General features: G+C 60.5%; 13 protein-coding genes. 10 read left to right on the top strand and 3 right to left on the bottom strand.

What is annotated here, in order from left to right:
• Positions 1-105 precede the first annotated feature (105 nt).
• Positions 106-1,758 carry an acyl-CoA dehydrogenase family protein gene (locus HWX89_RS01485; protein WP_138795536.1) on the bottom strand — a complete coding sequence of 551 codons (1,653 nt, stop codon included), beginning with the start codon at positions 1,756-1,758 and terminating at the stop codon, positions 106-108.
• 119 nt (positions 1,759-1,877) lie between these two features.
• Positions 1,878-2,456: a LysE family translocator gene (locus tag HWX89_RS01480; RefSeq protein WP_246705071.1), complete on the bottom strand. Its 579-nt coding sequence runs from the start codon at positions 2,454-2,456 to the stop codon at positions 1,878-1,880.
• Positions 2,457-2,752: 296 nt separating this feature from the next.
• Here HWX89_RS01480 and HWX89_RS01475 point away from each other — a divergent pair, with 296 nt between their 5' ends.
• From HWX89_RS01475 to rpmG, 10 genes are all read left to right on the top strand, one after another.
• Positions 2,753-3,694, top strand: a complete 942-nt coding sequence (locus tag HWX89_RS01475; protein ID WP_138795537.1) for an aspartate carbamoyltransferase catalytic subunit — start codon at positions 2,753-2,755, stop codon at positions 3,692-3,694.
• The gene (locus HWX89_RS01470; RefSeq protein ID WP_138795538.1) at positions 3,691-4,980 is read left to right on the top strand and encodes a dihydroorotase; all 1,290 of its coding nucleotides are present in this window, start codon (positions 3,691-3,693) and stop codon (positions 4,978-4,980) included. Before HWX89_RS01475 ends, HWX89_RS01470 begins: the two co-directional genes overlap by 4 nt.
• A gap of 52 nt (positions 4,981-5,032) precedes the next feature.
• Positions 5,033-5,650 (top strand): glycerol-3-phosphate 1-O-acyltransferase PlsY, encoded by a 618-nt coding sequence (plsY, locus tag HWX89_RS01465; RefSeq protein WP_178340578.1) that lies wholly within the window; start codon positions 5,033-5,035, stop codon positions 5,648-5,650.
• Positions 5,651-5,686: 36 nt separating this feature from the next.
• On the top strand, positions 5,687-6,829 hold the full coding sequence (gene dprA / locus HWX89_RS01460) for a DNA-processing protein DprA (RefSeq protein ID WP_138795539.1): 1,143 nt from the start codon (positions 5,687-5,689) through the stop codon (positions 6,827-6,829).
• Positions 6,830-7,135: 306 nt separating this feature from the next.
• Entirely contained in the window at positions 7,136-9,814 is a 2,679-nt protein-coding gene (gene topA, locus HWX89_RS01455) for a type I DNA topoisomerase (protein WP_138795540.1), read from the top strand.
• A complete protein-coding gene (rnr, locus tag HWX89_RS01450; RefSeq protein ID WP_138795541.1) occupies positions 9,811-12,165 on the top strand; it encodes a ribonuclease R in 2,355 nt (784 codons plus the stop codon). Before topA ends, rnr begins: the two co-directional genes overlap by 4 nt.
• A gap of 36 nt (positions 12,166-12,201) precedes the next feature.
• Positions 12,202-12,645, top strand: coding sequence for a DUF983 domain-containing protein (locus HWX89_RS01445; protein WP_138795542.1), 444 nt, complete (start codon positions 12,202-12,204; stop codon positions 12,643-12,645).
• A gap of 56 nt (positions 12,646-12,701) precedes the next feature.
• Positions 12,702-13,328, top strand: coding sequence for an NUDIX hydrolase (locus HWX89_RS01440; protein ID WP_246705077.1), 627 nt, complete (start codon positions 12,702-12,704; stop codon positions 13,326-13,328).
• Between the two features lie 8 nt (positions 13,329-13,336).
• Positions 13,337-14,509, top strand: coding sequence for an MFS transporter (locus HWX89_RS01435; protein WP_138795544.1), 1,173 nt, complete (start codon positions 13,337-13,339; stop codon positions 14,507-14,509).
• Positions 14,510-14,597: 88 nt separating this feature from the next.
• Positions 14,598-14,765 carry a 50S ribosomal protein L33 gene (gene rpmG, locus HWX89_RS01430; protein ID WP_003496403.1) on the top strand — a complete coding sequence of 56 codons (168 nt, stop codon included), beginning with the start codon at positions 14,598-14,600 and terminating at the stop codon, positions 14,763-14,765.
• A 701-nt stretch (positions 14,766-15,466) separates the two neighbouring features.
• Here rpmG and HWX89_RS01425 read toward each other — a convergent pair.
• Positions 15,467-16,837, bottom strand: a complete 1,371-nt coding sequence (locus tag HWX89_RS01425) for a PleD family two-component system response regulator (protein ID WP_138795545.1) — start codon at positions 16,835-16,837, stop codon at positions 15,467-15,469.
• Between the last annotated feature and the right edge of the window lie 8 nt (positions 16,838-16,845).

Genomic DNA, 16,845 nt, shown 5'->3' with positions numbered 1-16,845 from the left:
CACGGCATGCGAAAGACAAATCGGACAGATAAATACGCCACCACTGCTGTTCAAATCCCACCCCTCCCACAGGATCGCGTGTGCCTGATCTTCCCAATCGCCACCTTATGTCGCTGGCGGATAGAGAAGATCGATAATGTATGTCGGATCGAAGCGCGAATCGAGCATGCCATAGGTGTGCCTCCAGCCGCCGGCCAGACGCGTTTCGAGGAATGCGTCGGCGATCTTGCCGGCACCGAGGCGGCAAAGCTCTGCGGCAGCGGCCGCAAGCGCAAACTGTTCGACCAAAAGACGGGCTGCACCCTCGTCGCGCTCGGCAAGCGCAATGGCCGCACGCAGAACATCCGTGGTCTTCTTACCCGAAGGGCCGAGATCGCGTTCCAGCGTCTGGAAGACGAGATCGAAGAGATCCTTGCCGCGCTGAAGGACACGCAGCACATCCAGCGCCATGACGTTGCCGGAGCCTTCCCATATGGCGTTGACGGGAGCTTCCCGGTAATGGCGGGCAATCGGCCGTTCTTCAACGTAACCGTTGCCGCCGAGGCATTCCATGGCCTCGTAGATCAGCGCCGGTGCGATCTTGCAGCACCAGTATTTGACGATCGGCGTCATGACGCGGGCATAAGCCGCTTCCGCAGGATTGTTGCGGGCTGCGTCGAAGGCCGTGGCCAGCCGGAACGAAAGGGCCGTTGCCGCCGCCGCATCAAGCGCCATATCCGCAAGTACGCGGGTCATGATCGGCTGGCTGACCAGCATCTTGCCGAAGACAGAACGGCCGCGGGCATAGTGCACGGCTTCGGCCAGCGAGGCGCGCATCATGCCGGCAGAGGCGAGCGCGCAATCGAGGCGCGTCAGCGTGACCATATCGAGAATGGTGCGAACACCGGCACCGGGATCACCCAGCAGATAGCCGAAGGCATCGGTGAATTCGACTTCGGCAGAGGCGTTGGAGCGATTGCCAAGCTTGTCCTTGAGGCGCTGGAAATGCAGGCCATTGGCCGAGCCGTCCTCAAGGTAACGCGGCACCAGGAAGCAGCCCATGCCATCGCCCATCTGCGCCAGCATGACGAAACCGTCACTCATCGGCGCGGAGAGGAACCATTTGTGACCGGACAGGCGATAGATGCCCTCGCCCACCCGTTCAGCCGTCGTACGGTTGGCGCGCACATCCGTGCCGCCCTGTTTTTCCGTCATGCCCATGCCGATGGTCACGGCGGTTTTCTGCAATGCCGGCTTCTGCGACGAATCGTATTTGCGCGACAGGATTTTCGGCGCCCACTCCTTCTGCACGCGCGGCGAGGTCATGATTGCGGCAACGGATGCGCTGGTCATGGTCAACGGGCACAGATGCCCGGCCTCAAGCTGCGAGGTCAGATAGAACTTGGTGGCGCGTGCCTTGTGTTCGTTGCCGCGCGTATCCGGCGAATTTTCCCAGGCGGCGGAATGCAGGCCAGACGACATGGAGCGGCGCATCAGCGCGTGCCAGGCCGGATGAAACTCCACCTGATCCAGCCGTTCGCCGCGCGGGCCGTGGGTGTTGAGTTTCGGCACGCCCTGGTTGGCCATGCGCGCCAGTTCCTGCGCCTCATGCGAGGTAACGTAACGGCCAAGCTGGTCGAACTCATCCCGCACGTTTCGCGACAGCCCCGACGTCAGATCAACGATCAGCGGATCTGAGCGATAAGCATTGATGCCGGTCCAGAGGCTTGGCTGGTTCAATTCGGCGAGCGATTCATCGGTCCGGGAATTCTGGGTCATCAAGTGCTTCTAGCTGCTTTTAATTTGAATTGCATAGTGGGTGATATTGCATAATTTTGCCCACAGGAAGCGATTGAACGGATTAAACGCCCGGTTTTGGCATTTTTCGGACGCTGCTCTCAGAGAATGCCGAACACGTTTCCGGCAAGTCCAAGTGACAGCACAAGCAAAAAGCACGACGCCGTGCCGCGAACCAGACGCGGTGACGACTGGCCGGCATGGCGAATGAGAAAGGCACCGGCACAAAGCCAGGCCAACGCAGCAAACGCCACCAGCAGCGAAAACAGCAGAATATACGACCAGACCTCGGCAACCCGCGCCTGCGGCAAAAGCACGAGACCGACGATCAGCGCCTTTGGATTGAGGCATGTCGTGACGAACACGCGGCGAACCGAGATGGCCTCGCCAATCGGCGCGGACGGCGGCAGGCTCCAGAGCCGAACCGCCAGAAAGGCCACCCAGACCGCCGCGCAAAGCTTGATGGCAGAGGCAAGCCCGGCATGCGCCTCGAGAAAACGCGAGACGAGCAGAACAAGCGACAGGATGACGAGAAGATAACCGGCAATTTCGCCAAGCATCAGCGGCAGGGAGGCTTTGACGCCGCGACCGGCACCGGAAAGCGCCAGAAGCGTGTTGGTCGGGCCTGGCGTCAACAAAAGCGCAAGAGCCGCCAAAGCAAAGACCGAATAGGAAGACATGGCATAATTCCGATGATCTGCGCGCAAAGCCCTGATTGGCTGCGACTACCACTGGAGAGTGCCTTACGCCACAAAGACGCGCCTTGATACAAAGCAAGCGGGGAAACATCGCCATGTTTTCATTTCACAGGGTCGCGGACGCTTGCCCCTCGCCCAAGCAGTCTCTATAGAGCGCAGGACCGAATTCCGCGGCGCTCCACAGGCGTGTAGACAGCGAATGGGAGCGCACGGACCAGCATTCGGGCGTTCCGGGCATTTTCACGGGAAAATGCGACGCCCATCAGGAGGCAAACCGCATGGTCTTCTTCCCCCACCGCCATCTCCTCGGCATCAAGGGGCTTTCCCACCAGGACATCACCCTTCTTCTCGACAAAGCCGACGAGGCGGTGAAAATCAGCCGTCAGCGCGAGAAGAAAACCTCGACATTGCGTGGCCTGACGCAGATCAACCTGTTCTTCGAAGCTTCGACGCGCACACAGTCCTCTTTCGAGCTGGCTGGAAAACGCCTCGGTGCCGACGTGATGAACATGTCGGTCGGCAACTCCTCCGTCAAAAAGGGCGAGACGCTGATCGACACGGCCATGACACTGAACGCCATGCGCCCCGACGTGCTGGTGGTGCGCCACTCATCCGCCGGTGCCGCAGCGCTTCTGGCGCAGAAGGTGGCCTGCTCAGTGGTCAATGCCGGTGACGGCCAGCATGAACATCCGACCCAGGCCCTGCTCGACGCGCTGACCATTCGCCGTGCCAAGGGCGAGCTGTCTGGCATCACGGTTGCGATCTGCGGCGACGTGCTGCATTCGCGCGTTGCCCGCTCCAACATCATTCTGCTGAACCAGATGGGAGCGCGGGTACGCGTCGTCGCGCCTGCGACGCTGCTTCCTTCCGGCATTCGCGACATGAGCGTGGAAGTTTACCACGACATGAAAGAAGGCCTGAAAGATGCCGACGTGGTGATGATGCTGCGCCTGCAGCGCGAGCGCATGTCCGGTTCCTTCGTGCCTTCGGTGCGCGAATACTTCCATTATTACGGCCTCGACGCGGAAAAGCTGAAAGCAGCCAAGGAAGACGCCCTCGTGATGCATCCCGGACCGATGAACCGTGGCGTGGAAATCGCATCCGAAGTGGCCGACGGTCCGCAGAGCGTGATTGAAAGCCAGGTTGAAATGGGGGTTGCCGTTCGTATGGCGGTGATGGAAACCCTGCTTGTCTCGCAAAACCAGGGTGAGCGCGCATGAGTGCAGTTATTGTTCTGAACAATCTCCGCATCATCGACCCTTCCCGCAATCTCGATGAAACCGGCAGCATCGTCATCGGCTCAGACGGAACGATCCTTGCCGCTGGCAAGGACGCCCGCAATCAGGGCGCGCCAGAAGGCGCGACCGTGCGCGACTGCAAGGGTCTGCTTGCTGTTCCCGGCCTGGTCGATGCCCGCGTCTTCGTTGGCGAACCCGGTGCCGAACATCGCGAAACGATCGAATCCGCCTCACGCGCGGCAGCGGCCGGCGGTGTGACCAGCATGATCGTCATGCCGGATACCGATCCCGTCATCGACGAGATCGCGCTGGTGGAATTCGTCAAGAAGACCGCACGCGACAAGGCGCTGGTCAACGTGCACCCGGCAGCCGCGCTGACCAAGGGTCTGAACGGCGAGGAAATGACCGAATTCGGCATGTTGAAGGAAGCGGGCGCCGTTGCCTTCACCAATGGCCGCAAGGGGCTCTACGATACGCTGGTGCTGCGCCGGGCCATGACCTACGCCCGTGAACTGGGTGCCGTCATCGCGCTCGAGACACGCGACAAATATATCGGCAACGGCGATATGAACGAGGGGCTTTTCGCAAGCTGGCTCGGCCTTCCCGGCATTCCGAAAGAAGCTGAAATCATTCCGCTGGAGCGCGACCTGCGGATCGCCGGACTGACGCGGGCGCTCTACCATGCCGCCAAGATTTCCGTGCCGGAATCGGCAGAGGCGATCAAGCTGGCAAGATCGCGTGGCGTACAGGCCACCTGCGGCATCTCCATCAACCACCTGACGCTCAACGAGAACGACATCGGTGAGTACCGCACCTTCTTCAAGCTTTCCCCACCGCTTCGCGCGGAAGACGACCGCAAGGCCATGGTGGAAGCGCTGAAGGACGGCACCATCGACATCATCGTTTCCTCGCATGATCCGCAGGATGTCGACACCAAGCGCCTGCCGTTCTCCGATGCGGCAAGCGGCGCGGTCGGACTGGAAACCATGCTGGCGGCAGCGCTTCGTCTGCACCACAGCGGCGAAGTTCCGCTGATGCGGCTGATCGATGCGCTTTCGACCCGTCCGGCCAAGATCTTCGGGCTCGATGCCGGCACGCTGAAGGCTGGCGCCAAGGCCGACATTACCTTGGTCGATCTCGACGAACCGTGGCTGGTCGCCAAGGAACAGCTCGTTTCAAAATCGAAGAATACGCCGTTCGAGGACGCCCGTTTCAGTGGCCGTGCCGTTGCAACCTATGTAGCCGGCAAGCAGGTTCATGCATTGTAAGACATGTGGGCATAACCACGGTGCGGAACGCACGATGACTGGGGACATTTGAATGACTGCATTGACTGTCTGGGAGACGGCGCCCTCCCTTCTCGCACTGTCCGCGCTGGTGGGTTACCTGCTCGGCTCGATCCCGTTCGGCCTGATTCTGACCCGCATGGCGGGTCTGGGAGACGTGCGCAAGATCGGTTCGGGCAATATCGGCGCAACCAATGTGCTGCGCACCGGCAACAAGAAACTTGCCGCCGCGACATTGCTGCTCGATGCGCTGAAGGGTACGGCAGCGGTCTTGGTTGCCAACGCACTCTGGGGTTACGAGGCATCGCTGATTGCCGGCTTCCTTGCCTTTCTCGGCCACCTGTTTCCGGTCTGGCTGGGCTTCAAGGGCGGCAAGGGTGTGGCGACCTATATCGGTGTGCTGCTGGGTGCCGCACCGCTGATGATGCTGGGCTTTGCCGTGGTCTGGCTGGTGACGGCATTTGTCACACGCTATTCCTCGCTTTCCGCACTGGTTGCGATGCTTGTCATTCCGGTTGCATTGTGGATACTCGGCCCGGAAAAGACCGCGCTGCTCGTGACGGTGCTGAGTGTGATTTCCTGGTGGAAACATCGCGAAAACATCAAGCGCCTGATGGCAGGCACGGAAAGCAAGATCGGCCAGAAGGGCTAAGACGACAGGTCTTACGCCCTCTTTCGGGGGCGTTTGATGCCGCATGACGGGACGAAACGGCAAGGCATGGCGCTTTCCGAACGGCAAAAGATCGCCTGGCTGCGACTGATCCGCAGCGACAATATCGGTCCCGTCACCTTTCGCGAACTCATCAATCACTATGGCAGTGCCGAAAAAGCGCTGGATGCCCTGCCGGAATTGTCCCGGCGCGGCGGCGCGGCACGCAATGTGCGTATCGCCACGCAGGCGGAAGCCGAGCAGGAAATCGAGGCGGCAGAGCGCTTCGGCGCCCGCTTCGTCGGCATCGGCGAGCCGGATTATCCGCCCGCCCTGCGACATGTGGATGGCGCCCCGCCGCTGATTGCCATGAAGGGATCGGCTACGGCCGCGATACGCCCCTCCATCGGCATCGTCGGCTCCCGCAACGCCTCGATCAACGGCGCGAAATTCGCCGCCATGCTGGCGCACGAATGCGGGCGCGCCGGTTATACCATCGCATCCGGTCTGGCGCGTGGCATCGATGCCGCCGCACACCGCGCCAGTCTTGCGAGCGGCACTGTGGCCATGCTGGCAGGCGGGCTCGATCGCCCCTACCCGCAGGAAAATTTCGGTCTGTTGCAGCAGATCTATGAACAGGGTGGCGCGACCATCAGCGAAATGCCCTTCGGCTGGGAGCCGCGCGCCCGGGATTTTCCCCGCCGCAACCGGCTGATTGCCGGTGTCTCGCTCGGTGTCGTCATCGTCGAGGCCGCCGAACGCTCCGGCTCCCTGATCACTGCCCGGCTTGCCGGCGAAGCGGGCCGTCTGGTCTTTGCCGTGCCGGGGTCGCCACTCGACCCGCGCTGCCAGGGCACGAACCGGCTGATCAAGGAGGGCGCGATGCTGACAACAGGCGCCGCCGACGTTCTGGATGCGCTGCAACCGCTTGTCGAACCCGGCCTGCCGCTTGGCCGCACGGTCGAGGAACCGTCTCGCGACGCGGACATGTCACCACCCGCAGACAATCAGCGCGAGATGATTGCCGCAGCCATTGGCCCCTCGCCGGTCGAAACCGATGATGTCATCAGGCATACGGGTCTTTCCGCAGCGACGGTGCATATGGTGCTGCTGGAACTGGATATTGCCGGGCGACTGAACCGCCACGCCGGCGGCCAGGTTTCCCTTATCATGGCCGAGTGATTGCCGACGTCGTTGATATCTGCGGATTGCGCCATCGCCACGCGACACCATATATGTGTCAGCCAGCCACCACGAAGACAGGATCTCGGGTGTCGTCACAGGCATCATGCAACCGGGGATCGATGACCCGAAGTTGCGAATCCGGCAAAAATAACCCATCGGCTGCATTCGTGCCGATATGAGAAAATCGCCCTTGCCTCTTGACCAGCGCGCATTACCTGTCCATGTCGAAATATAAGGAAGCCTTGCTGCAGTACGCCAATGCACCGGGCACACACTAACGGACCCGTTCCCAGAGAAAAAAATATGAATGTCGTCGTCGTAGAATCTCCGGCCAAAGCCAAGACTATCAACAAGTATCTTGGTTCGGGCTACAAGGTTCTTGCATCCTTTGGCCATGTTCGCGACCTTCCTGCCAAGGACGGCTCGGTGCTGCCCGACCAGGACTTTGAAATGTCCTGGGAGGTTGACCCTGCCTCGCAGAAGCGCATGAAGGACATTGCCGACGCGGTCAAATCCTCCGACGGACTGTTTCTGGCAACCGACCCTGATCGCGAAGGCGAAGCGATTTCCTGGCACGTTCTCGATCTTCTGAAAAAGAAGAAGGTGATCGGCGACAAGCCCGTCAAGCGCGTGGTGTTCAACGCCATCACCAAGAAGGCGGTGCTGGATGCGATGGCCAATCCGCGCGACATCGACGTGCCGCTGGTGGACGCCTATCTGGCGCGCCGCGCACTCGACTATCTCGTTGGCTTCAATCTTTCGCCGGTGCTGTGGCGCAAGCTGCCGGGCGCACGCTCGGCTGGACGTGTGCAGTCGGTGGCGCTGCGTCTCGTCTGCGATCGCGAGTCCGAAATCGAGCGTTTCGTCTCGGAAGAATACTGGAACCTTTCCGCCCTGCTGAAGACACCGCGCGGCGACGAATTCGAAGCCAAGCTGGTTTCTGCCGACGGCAAACGCCTTCAGGGCAAGTCGATCAAGACGGGCGATGACGCCAACCGCCTGAAGGCGCTGCTCGATGGTGCGACCTATCTGGTCGACACGGTCGAGGCAAAGCCGGTCAAGCGCAATCCCGGCCCGCCCTTCACCACTTCGACGCTGCAGCAGGCCGCGTCGTCGCGCATGAGCTTTTCCGCCTCGCGCACCATGCAGGTGGCGCAGAAGCTTTATGAAGGTATCGACATCGGCGGCGAGACTGTCGGTCTGATCACCTATATGCGTACCGACGGCGTGCAGATGGCGCCGGAAGCGATCGATGCGGCGCGCAGCGCCATCGGTGAGCAGTTCGGCAGCCGTTACGTGCCGGAAAAGGCCCGCTTCTATTCCACCAAGGCCAAGAACGCCCAGGAAGCGCACGAGGCGATCCGTCCGACCGATTTCAACCGTACGCCGGATCAGGTGAAGCGTTTCCTCGATCCCGATCAGTTCCGTCTCTACGATCTGATCTGGAAGCGTGGCATCGCCAGCCAGATGGCATCGGCAGAAATCGAGCGCACCACGGTTGAAATTCTGGCCGACAACAAGGGCGAGCAGGCCGGTCTACGTGCGGTTGGTTCGGTGATCCGTTTCGACGGTTTCATCGCTGCCTATACCGACCAGAAGGAAGATGGCGAACAGAGCGACGACGGTGACGACGAAGGCCGTCTGCCGGAGATCAATGCACGCGAGAACCTCGCCAAGCAGAAGATCAACGCCAGCCAGCACTTCACCGAACCGCCACCGCGCTATTCGGAAGCATCCCTCATCAAGAAAATGGAAGAGCTCGGCATCGGCCGTCCTTCCACCTATGCGGCGACACTGAAGACGCTGAGTGACCGTGAATACATCATCGTCGACAAGCGCAAGCTGATCCCGCATTCGCGTGGACGTCTGGTGACGGCGTTCCTGGAAAGCTTCTTCACGAAATACGTCGAATACGACTTCACCGCTGCTCTGGAGGAAAAGCTCGACCGCATTTCCGCCGGTGAACTGGACTGGAAGCAGGTTCTTCGCGATTTCTGGACGGACTTCTTCGCGCAGATTGAAGACACCAAGGAACTGCGTGTCACCAACGTTCTCGACGCGCTGAACGAGGTTCTGGCACCGCTGGTATTCCCCAAGCGCGAAGACGGTTCCGACCCGCGCATCTGCCAGGTTTGCGGCACCGGCAACCTCTCGCTGAAACTCGGCAAGTATGGCGCCTTCGTCGGCTGCTCGAACTATCCGGAATGCAACTTCACCCGCCAGCTCAACTCTGACGGTGCGGAAGCGGAAGCTGCAGCGCTGAACGAGCCGAAGGCATTGGGCGCAGACCCGATGACCGGCGAGGAACTCACGCTGCGTTCCGGTCGCTTCGGACCTTACATCCAGCGTGGCGACGGCAAGGATGCCAAGCGCGCATCGCTGCCCAAGGGCTGGAAGCCGGAAGAGATCGACCACGAAAAGGCTCTGGCGCTGATCAACCTGCCGCGCGACATCGGTCAGCATCCGGAAACCGGCAAGATGATTTCCGCCGGTATCGGCCGCTATGGCCCGTTCCTGCTGCATGACGGCGGTTACGCCAACCTAGAGAGCGTCGAGGACGTGTTCTCGATCGGCCTCAACCGTGCGGTTACGGTGATTGCCGAGAAGAAGGCGGCACCGGGCCGTGGCCGATCCTCCACGCCTGCCGCGCTGAAAACGCTTGGCGATCACCCCGATGGTGGCGCGATTACCGTGCGTGACGGACGTTTCGGTCCCTACGTCAACTGGGGCAAGGTCAACGCCACCATTCCGAAGGCTCAGGCGCCTGACAGCGTGACGCTGGAGGAAGCGCTGGTGCTGATTGCCGAGCGCATCGCCAAGACCGGCACCGGCAAGCCTGCGAAGGCCAAGAAGACGACTGCAAAGTCTGCGGATGGTGACACGACAGCCAAGCCGAAGGCGACCAAAGCAAAAACGGCCACCAAGGCCAAATCCGCTGCCAAGCCGAAGGCCGCAGCAAAATCGAAGAAGGCAGAATCGTGAGCAAAGCGCCGCGTCAGGGACAGGATTCGGCTAAGGACGGTTTCGGACGCACTGCGCGATCCAAGCGCGTCAACGAAGGTGAAGGCATCATCCACGGTGAGGTGCCTTCCCGCGAAGTGCTGCTGAAATTCATTGCCGACCATCCGCAACAGGCTTCCAAGCGTGAAATCGCCAAGGCTTTCGGGCTGAAGGGTGAAAACCGCGTGCTGCTGAAAGCAGTGCTGAAGGAGCTGGAAGGCGACGGCATGGTGCAGAAGAGCCGCAAGTCGCTGGTTCGACCGGGCGGCCTGCCGCCTGTCACGGTTCTCGATATCACCACCCGCGACAAGGACGGCGAATTGATCGGTCGGCCAGCGGAGTGGCCGGATGATCTGGGCGCAGCCCCTGCCGTTCTGATCCGCCAGTCGTCGCAGGATCGCGGCAAGAAGGCGCCGACCGCCGGTCTCAACGACCGGGTTCTGGCAAAGATCTTTCCAGCCAAGGAACGCGGTGGCCCGGCCTATACGGCGCGTGTCGTCAAGATTCTCGACCGCAGACAGGGTGCACTTCTCGGCGTATTCAAGCTGTCGCCTGGCGGCGGCGGTCGCCTGATGCCGATCGACCGGCGCGGCGAGGAAATGGTCATCGACCCCGATGGCGTAGGCGAGGCCAAGGACGGCGATCTGATCGAGGTCGAAACCTCGCGCAACAGCGGGCGTTATGGCCTGACGCGAGCAAAGGTTCTGTCTGTCGTCGGTTCGGTAGCATCCGAAAAGGCGATCTCGATGATCGCAATCCATGCGCATGGTATTCCGCACATCTTCCCGCAGAACGTTCTGGCCGAGGCTGACGATGCCAAGCCGGCGACGATGTCACACCGCGAAGACTGGCGTGACCTGCCGCTGATCACCATCGACCCTGCCGATGCCAAGGACCATGACGACGCGGTTTATGCCGAGCCCGATCCTTCGCCCGACAACCCTGATGGCGTGATCGTGACGGTGGCGATTGCCGATGTCTCCTGGTACGTGCGCCCAGGTGCGCCGCTGGACCGTGAAGCGCTGAAGCGCGGCAATTCAGTTTATTTCCCGGATCGCGTCGTGCCGATGCTTCCCGAACGCATTTCCAACGACCTCTGCTCGCTGAAGGAAGGTGTCGATCGCCCTGCCCTTGCGGTGCGGATGATCTTTTCGAAGGAAGGCCGCAAAGCGGGTCACACATTCCATCGCATCATGATGAAGAGTGCTGCCAAGCTGTCCTACCAGCAGGCGCAGGCCGCAATCGACGGCAAGCCGGACGACAAGACCGGGCCAATGCTGGAGCCGATCCTCAAGCCGCTGTGGCACGCTTATGAGGTGATGAAGCGCGGGCGTGATCGTCGCCAGCCGCTCGAACTCGACATGCCGGAGCGCAAGATCCTGCTTCGCCCCGACGGTACCGTGGACAAGGTCGTTATTCCGGAACGCCTCGATGCGCACAAGCTGATCGAGGAAATGATGATCCAGGCAAACGTTGCCGCCGCCGAGACGCTGGAAAAGAAAAAGCAGCGCCTTGTCTACCGCGTGCACGATGCGCCGACGCTTTCCAAACAGGAAACGCTGCGCGAATTCCTGGGCACCATCGGTATTTCCATGGCCAAGGGTGCGGCGATGCGCGCCAACTCCTTTAATGGCATTCTGGCACGTGCGCTGGATACGCCGCATCAGATCATGGTCAACGAGATGGTGCTGCGCGCCCAGAGCCAGGCGATCTACAGCCCTGAGAACATCGGGCACTTCGGCCTGAACCTGATGAAATACGCGCACTTCACCTCGCCGATCCGCCGTTATGCCGACCTGATCGTGCATCGCGCGCTGGTCGGTTCCCTCGGCCTTGGCGAAGGTGGCATCACCCCGCAGGAAGAAGCGACACTCGACGATATCGCAGCGGAAATCTCGACCTTCGAGCGCCGCGCCATGGCAGCCGAGCGCGATACCATCAACCGCCTGATTGCCCATCACCTGTCCGAACGTGTCGGTGAGGAATTCGAGGGTCGCATCGGCGGTGTCACCAAGGCGGGACTTTTTGTAGCGCTGCCTCAGTTTGGTGCCGATGGTTTCATACCTATATCAACGCTCGGAACCGATTATTTCATTTACGACGAGGCGCATCAGGCCTTGACGGGTGAAAAGACCGGTCTCGGCTATCAGCTTGGCGACAGTGTGCAGGTACGTCTTGCCGAAGCGGTACCGTTGGCGGGCGCCCTGCGTTTCGATATGCTGAGCGAGGGAAGGAAGATGCCGGTCGCCACACGGTCGTTTCATAAAGCGGGGCGGCGGACATCGCGCGTGGCGGCAAAGCCCGGAACGCGCCCGCCAAGACGGCGGCGATAAAACGGCGGCAGGAACCGCCACGGGAAGGAAACGAGCATGGGTAATGAACACAGCTCCGACATTCTGACGTTCGGCGACAAAGGTGTGGAGCGGCCGCTTGGCCGTTCGATCATGCGGGGCATGTTGAACCGCTGCCCGGCCTGTGGCTCGGGACGCCTGTTCCGTGCCTGGCTGAAGCCCGTGGACAATTGTGCGGCCTGCGGCGAGGAAATGCACCACCACCGCTCCGACGATCTGCCGCCCTATATTTCCATCGTCATCATCGGCCACATCGCGGTTGGCGGTTTCATGATGACCGACCTCGTCATGCAGGTTCCGATGTGGGTTCACTTCGCCATCTGGGTGCCGATCACCATTCTCGCGGCACTTCTGACACTGCAGCCGATCAAGGGCGGTGTCGTTGGCCTGCAATGGGCGCTTCGAATGCATGGTTTCGACAGCCGGCCGGCAAAACCCGTCATCGACGGCTCCTCGCATTAGGCTGTCGCGTGACGCCACTGAATTCCACCACAGACCCGGGCCGAACGACGGCTGTGCTGCGTCCACGCGACGCCGCTGCCCTTCTCCTGTTCGACCGCTCGAACCGAGGGCTGCGCGTGCTGATGGGCAAACGCAGCGCGGCACATGTCTTCATGCCCAGCACCTATGTCTTTCCGGGCGGCAAGCGTGACCGACAGGACCATGCCCTTCCCTATTGCGGCGATCTGCACCCGAGTGTCCTGGAGCAGCTTTCCGCATCCGTGCCGCGCCGTTTAAGCGTTGCCGGTGCGCGCGCTCTGGCGCTGGCTGCCGTGCGCGAACTGGCTGAGGAAACCGGTATCCGGCTTGGCAAGGAAAACACCGGCCCCAATCTGTCGCCGCTGCGCTTCGTGGCGCGGGCAATCACGCCACCGGGATTGTCGCGCCGCTACGACACGCGATTCTTTTGCGGTTTTACCGATGAAATCGACGTGGATATCGATGCGATCAGCGATTCGGACGAGCTTCACGACGTGCGATGGGTTGACACGGCGGAGCTTTCCGGTCTGAACATGCCGACGATCACACGCACGGTTCTCGAAGATGTCACAAAACTTATGATAGGTGATCCCTCACTGCCCTTTGAAAGCCCCGTGCGGTTCTACTTCACGCGCCACGGCCGGTTCATTCGAGACTTTGTATAAAGGCCGTTATGTCACAGACGAAATGCGAAGAAGACGCCATTCACTGGCCTTCCCTGATCGCCGCCATTGCTTCCATCAGCGCGGTCGGTGTGGCCATCGGTCTCGGCCTGCCACTGTTGTCCATCATTCTGGAAAAGCGCGGCATCTCCTCGACGATGATTGGCGTCAACACGGCCATGGCCGGTGTGGCGGCGATGATGGCGGCACCTGTGGCATCGAAAATCGCCCACGACTTCGGCGTCGCACGCACCATGCTGGTGGCGGTGGTGATTTCGGCGCTTAGTGCCCTCGGTTTCTATTTCGCCGATGCGTTCTGGATGTGGTTTCCGCTGCGACTCGTTTTCCACGGCGCGACCACGACGCTGTTCATCCTGTCCGAATACTGGATCAACATGGCCGCGCCACCGAAAAAGCGCGGCATGGTGCTCGGCATTTATGCCACCGGGCTTGCTGTGGGGTTTGCGGTTGGGCCGCTGCTGTTTTCGGCTGTCGGCAGCGAGGGTATTCTTCCCTTCCTCGTAGGCGCCGCGATCATTCTTCTGGCGGCTATTCCGATCTACATGGCGCGAGGCGAAAGCCCTGAGCTCGATGAACGGCCAAACCACCATTTCGCACGCTACATCTGGCTCGTGCCGATGGCCTCTGCCGCTGCCTTCGTGTTCGGCTCGGTGCAGGCGGGCGGTCTCTCGCTCTTTCCGATCTATGCCACGCGTGAAGGCTTCAACGAATCGCAGGCGGCGCTGCTGCTGACGGTGATGGGCATCGGCAACATGGTCTTCCAGATCCCGATCGGCCTTATGTCCGACAGGATGAAGGATCGCCGCACGCTGCTTGGCCTGATGGCGCTTGCCGGCGTCGGCGGCACGCTGGCGCTGCCATTGATGGTGGATAGCTGGTTGCTGGTGGCCGGTCTGCTGCTGTTCTGGGGCGGCCTGGTGTCCGGCATGTATACAGTTGGCCTGACGCATCTGGGCTCGCGCCTGACGGGTGCTGACCTGGTGGCAGCCAATGCCGCTTTCATCTTCTGCTACGCGCTGGGAACGATCTGCGGGCCGCAGGCGGTGGGTGCTGCAATGGACATTGCCGGCACCGATGGTTTTGCCTGGGCGCTTGCCATGTTTTTCGGTCTTTACGTCGTGCTTTATGTCGTCCGTTTTGTTTTCCGGGCAAAACAGACTTGACTTTTCGAGCGCGATACGTAGTTTCGCGCCAGATTTAGCCGAGGTGAAAGCGCCTGCGGCTTCTCTTTTGTTTAAAGGCAGGACGACCATGGCGAAAGCTACAACAATCAAGATCAAGCTGCTGTCGACAGCCGACACCGGTACCTTCTACGTCACCACCAAGAACAGCCGTACGTTCACGGACAAGATGACGAAGACGAAGTACGACCCGGTTGTACGCAAGCACGTAGAATTCAAGGAAACCAAGATCAAGTAATCCTTGATCGGGTATTCCGACAAAAGCGCGCCCTCCGGGCGCGTTTTTTGTTTGTGGCCACGCGAACCCCTCTCCCGCCGCAGATAGAGCCACAAAGCCGCGACAGGCCATCCGCCTGCGTGCACCTGATCACCTGCCTCGAGAATCAGTGCAGCGCCGAACGAACCGTGACTGTTGCGCAGAGCGCACGCGAAAGCGCCTAGAGGCCAAAAGCAGTCGGTGAAGATGGGGTGGATGTCAGCGGGGAAATAGGGGGTCGGCCAACGATGTGATTACGGCACGAGGAACCGATTCGAACATCGCCGGCCGACCGACCCCACGATTCAGGAGATGCGGCGGACCTGGCATCATGGGGTATTCTAAGCTACGCAATACGACCCCTGATGAGCGATATTCTGCAGCGTCTTCGCCGCAATCATCACTTCATCCGCGGCAAAAAAGCCGCCTTAAAGATCCTTTTTCGTTGGCTTAGATTTTCGCAGAACCTAAAGAAAAATCAACAAATTCTTAAGCGAAGCCCATTTCCGTCGAAAGATATGGTTAAATATACCAGTATGATACACAATACTGCGCGATGCGATTGAATTTATTTTAAATTTCAACTTACGCTATAGTCGCACAAAAGCTTGCGGCACCGGGCTTTTCCGTCTGGAGAACGCAGGAGACAAAGCAACCCGGCTCAAAAGATGGTGATCGGCTGGTTAAGCCGCAGCGGCAACGACCCGGTTGCGGCCTGAATTCTTCGCTTCATACAAAGCCTTGTCAGCCTGCTTGAGAAGCTGATCCGGCAAAACAACCGAGGGGCTGTTGGTGGCGATGCCAAGCGATGCAGTGATCCTCAGCTCACGGTCGATGGAGCGGACATAGAAGGGCTCGCCTTCGACAATCTCGCGCAGACGTTCGGCGACGCCGACGGCATGTTCCATCGACGTATCCGGCATGACCACAACAAATTCCTCCCCGCCATACCGGCAGGCAAGATCGGCGCCACGGACAGCCGAGCGGATGCGGGCTGCGAACTCACGCAGCACCTCATCGCCAACGTCGTGGCCATAGGTGTCGTTGACTGTCTTGAAGCGATCGATATCGGTGATGCAGATCGAAATCGGCCGGCCACGCGCTGCCGCGCGGTCGAAGAGGATCTTGAGATGATTGTCCAGGTAACGGCGGTTGTTGAGGCCAGTCAGCCCATCGACAACAGCAAGCTCCATCGTGTGCTGCAGGTTGCGGCGCAGATGGTCGTTGAAGCGCTTGCGTTTGATCTGCGTGAGCGTGCGGGCGACCAGTTCATTGGGATCGATAGGGCGCAGGATGTAGTCGTTGACGCCAAGATCGAGCGCACGCGCCACCATATCGTCAGCGCCCTGCTCCGCCACCAGGAGAAGCGGCAGGAAGCGGGTGCGCTCCAGTGACCGCAATTGCGAGCACAGGCGAAGCGGATCGTAGTCGTCGAAGTTCGCGTTGACGATCACCAGTTCGAAAGGGTTTTCCGCTGCCGTGAACAGGGCCGCTTGCGGATCGCTCATGACCTCGACCTCGGCAACCGGCTTCAGCGCCCTGATGATGCGCTCCTGCGAGCTTGCACGGCCATCGACGAGCAGAACACGACCTGGCGTCTGCATCGTGCTGTCGCCGCGCAGCAGGTCTTCCATACCGATCTGCCGTGCTGTTTCGGCGCGCATGCGCAGTTCGTCGCTGACGGACTTGAGACGCACCAGGCTTTTGACACGGGCAATAAGCTGGAGGTCGTTGACAGGCTTGGTCAGGAAATCGTCGGCGCCGGCTTTCAGGCCACGCACGCGGTCGGAAGGCTGATCGAGCGCCGTAACCATGACAACCGGAATGTGCGCCGTGTTCGGATTGGCCTTCAACCGCTCGCAGACTTCAAAGCCATCCATGCCCGGCATCATGATGTCGAGAAGGATGATATCGACCTGCTCGCTGTCGCAGATGGCCAGCGCCTTGAAGCCGTCTTCGGCTGTGACAACGTCGAAATACTCCGCCAGAAGCCGCGCCTGAAGCAGCTTGACGTTTGCGGGTATGTCATCAACGACAAGAACTCTCGCTGTCATGGTTTTCC

Origin of the sequence: Rhizobium sp. RM (genome assembly GCF_013390595.1) — a bacterium.
Lineage (GTDB): Bacteria > Pseudomonadota > Alphaproteobacteria > Rhizobiales > Rhizobiaceae > Agrobacterium.
This window is presented reverse-complemented; position numbering and strand designations above follow the sequence as displayed.

What these genes read in the sequence shown, in the direction of transcription:
- dprA (WP_138795539.1), top strand. Translation starts at nt 5,687, where the DNA reads ATGCCGCATGACGGGACGAAACGGCAAGGCATGGCGCTTTCCGAACGG.
- rpmG (WP_003496403.1), top strand. Translation starts at nt 14,598, where the DNA reads ATGGCGAAAGCTACAACAATCAAGATCAAGCTGCTGTCGACAGCCGAC.
- HWX89_RS01485 (WP_138795536.1), bottom strand. Translation starts at nt 1,758, where the DNA reads ATGACCCAGAATTCCCGGACCGATGAATCGCTCGCCGAATTGAACCAG.
- HWX89_RS01475 (WP_138795537.1), top strand. Translation starts at nt 2,753, where the DNA reads ATGGTCTTCTTCCCCCACCGCCATCTCCTCGGCATCAAGGGGCTTTCC.
- HWX89_RS01480 (WP_246705071.1), bottom strand. Translation starts at nt 2,456, where the DNA reads ATGTCTTCCTATTCGGTCTTTGCTTTGGCGGCTCTTGCGCTTTTGTTG.
- HWX89_RS01445 (WP_138795542.1), top strand. Translation starts at nt 12,202, where the DNA reads ATGGGTAATGAACACAGCTCCGACATTCTGACGTTCGGCGACAAAGGT.
- topA (WP_138795540.1), top strand. Translation starts at nt 7,136, where the DNA reads ATGAATGTCGTCGTCGTAGAATCTCCGGCCAAAGCCAAGACTATCAAC.
- HWX89_RS01470 (WP_138795538.1), top strand. Translation starts at nt 3,691, where the DNA reads ATGAGTGCAGTTATTGTTCTGAACAATCTCCGCATCATCGACCCTTCC.
- plsY (WP_178340578.1), top strand. Translation starts at nt 5,033, where the DNA reads ATGACTGCATTGACTGTCTGGGAGACGGCGCCCTCCCTTCTCGCACTG.
- HWX89_RS01435 (WP_138795544.1), top strand. Translation starts at nt 13,337, where the DNA reads ATGTCACAGACGAAATGCGAAGAAGACGCCATTCACTGGCCTTCCCTG.
- HWX89_RS01425 (WP_138795545.1), bottom strand. Translation starts at nt 16,837, where the DNA reads ATGACAGCGAGAGTTCTTGTCGTTGATGACATACCCGCAAACGTCAAG.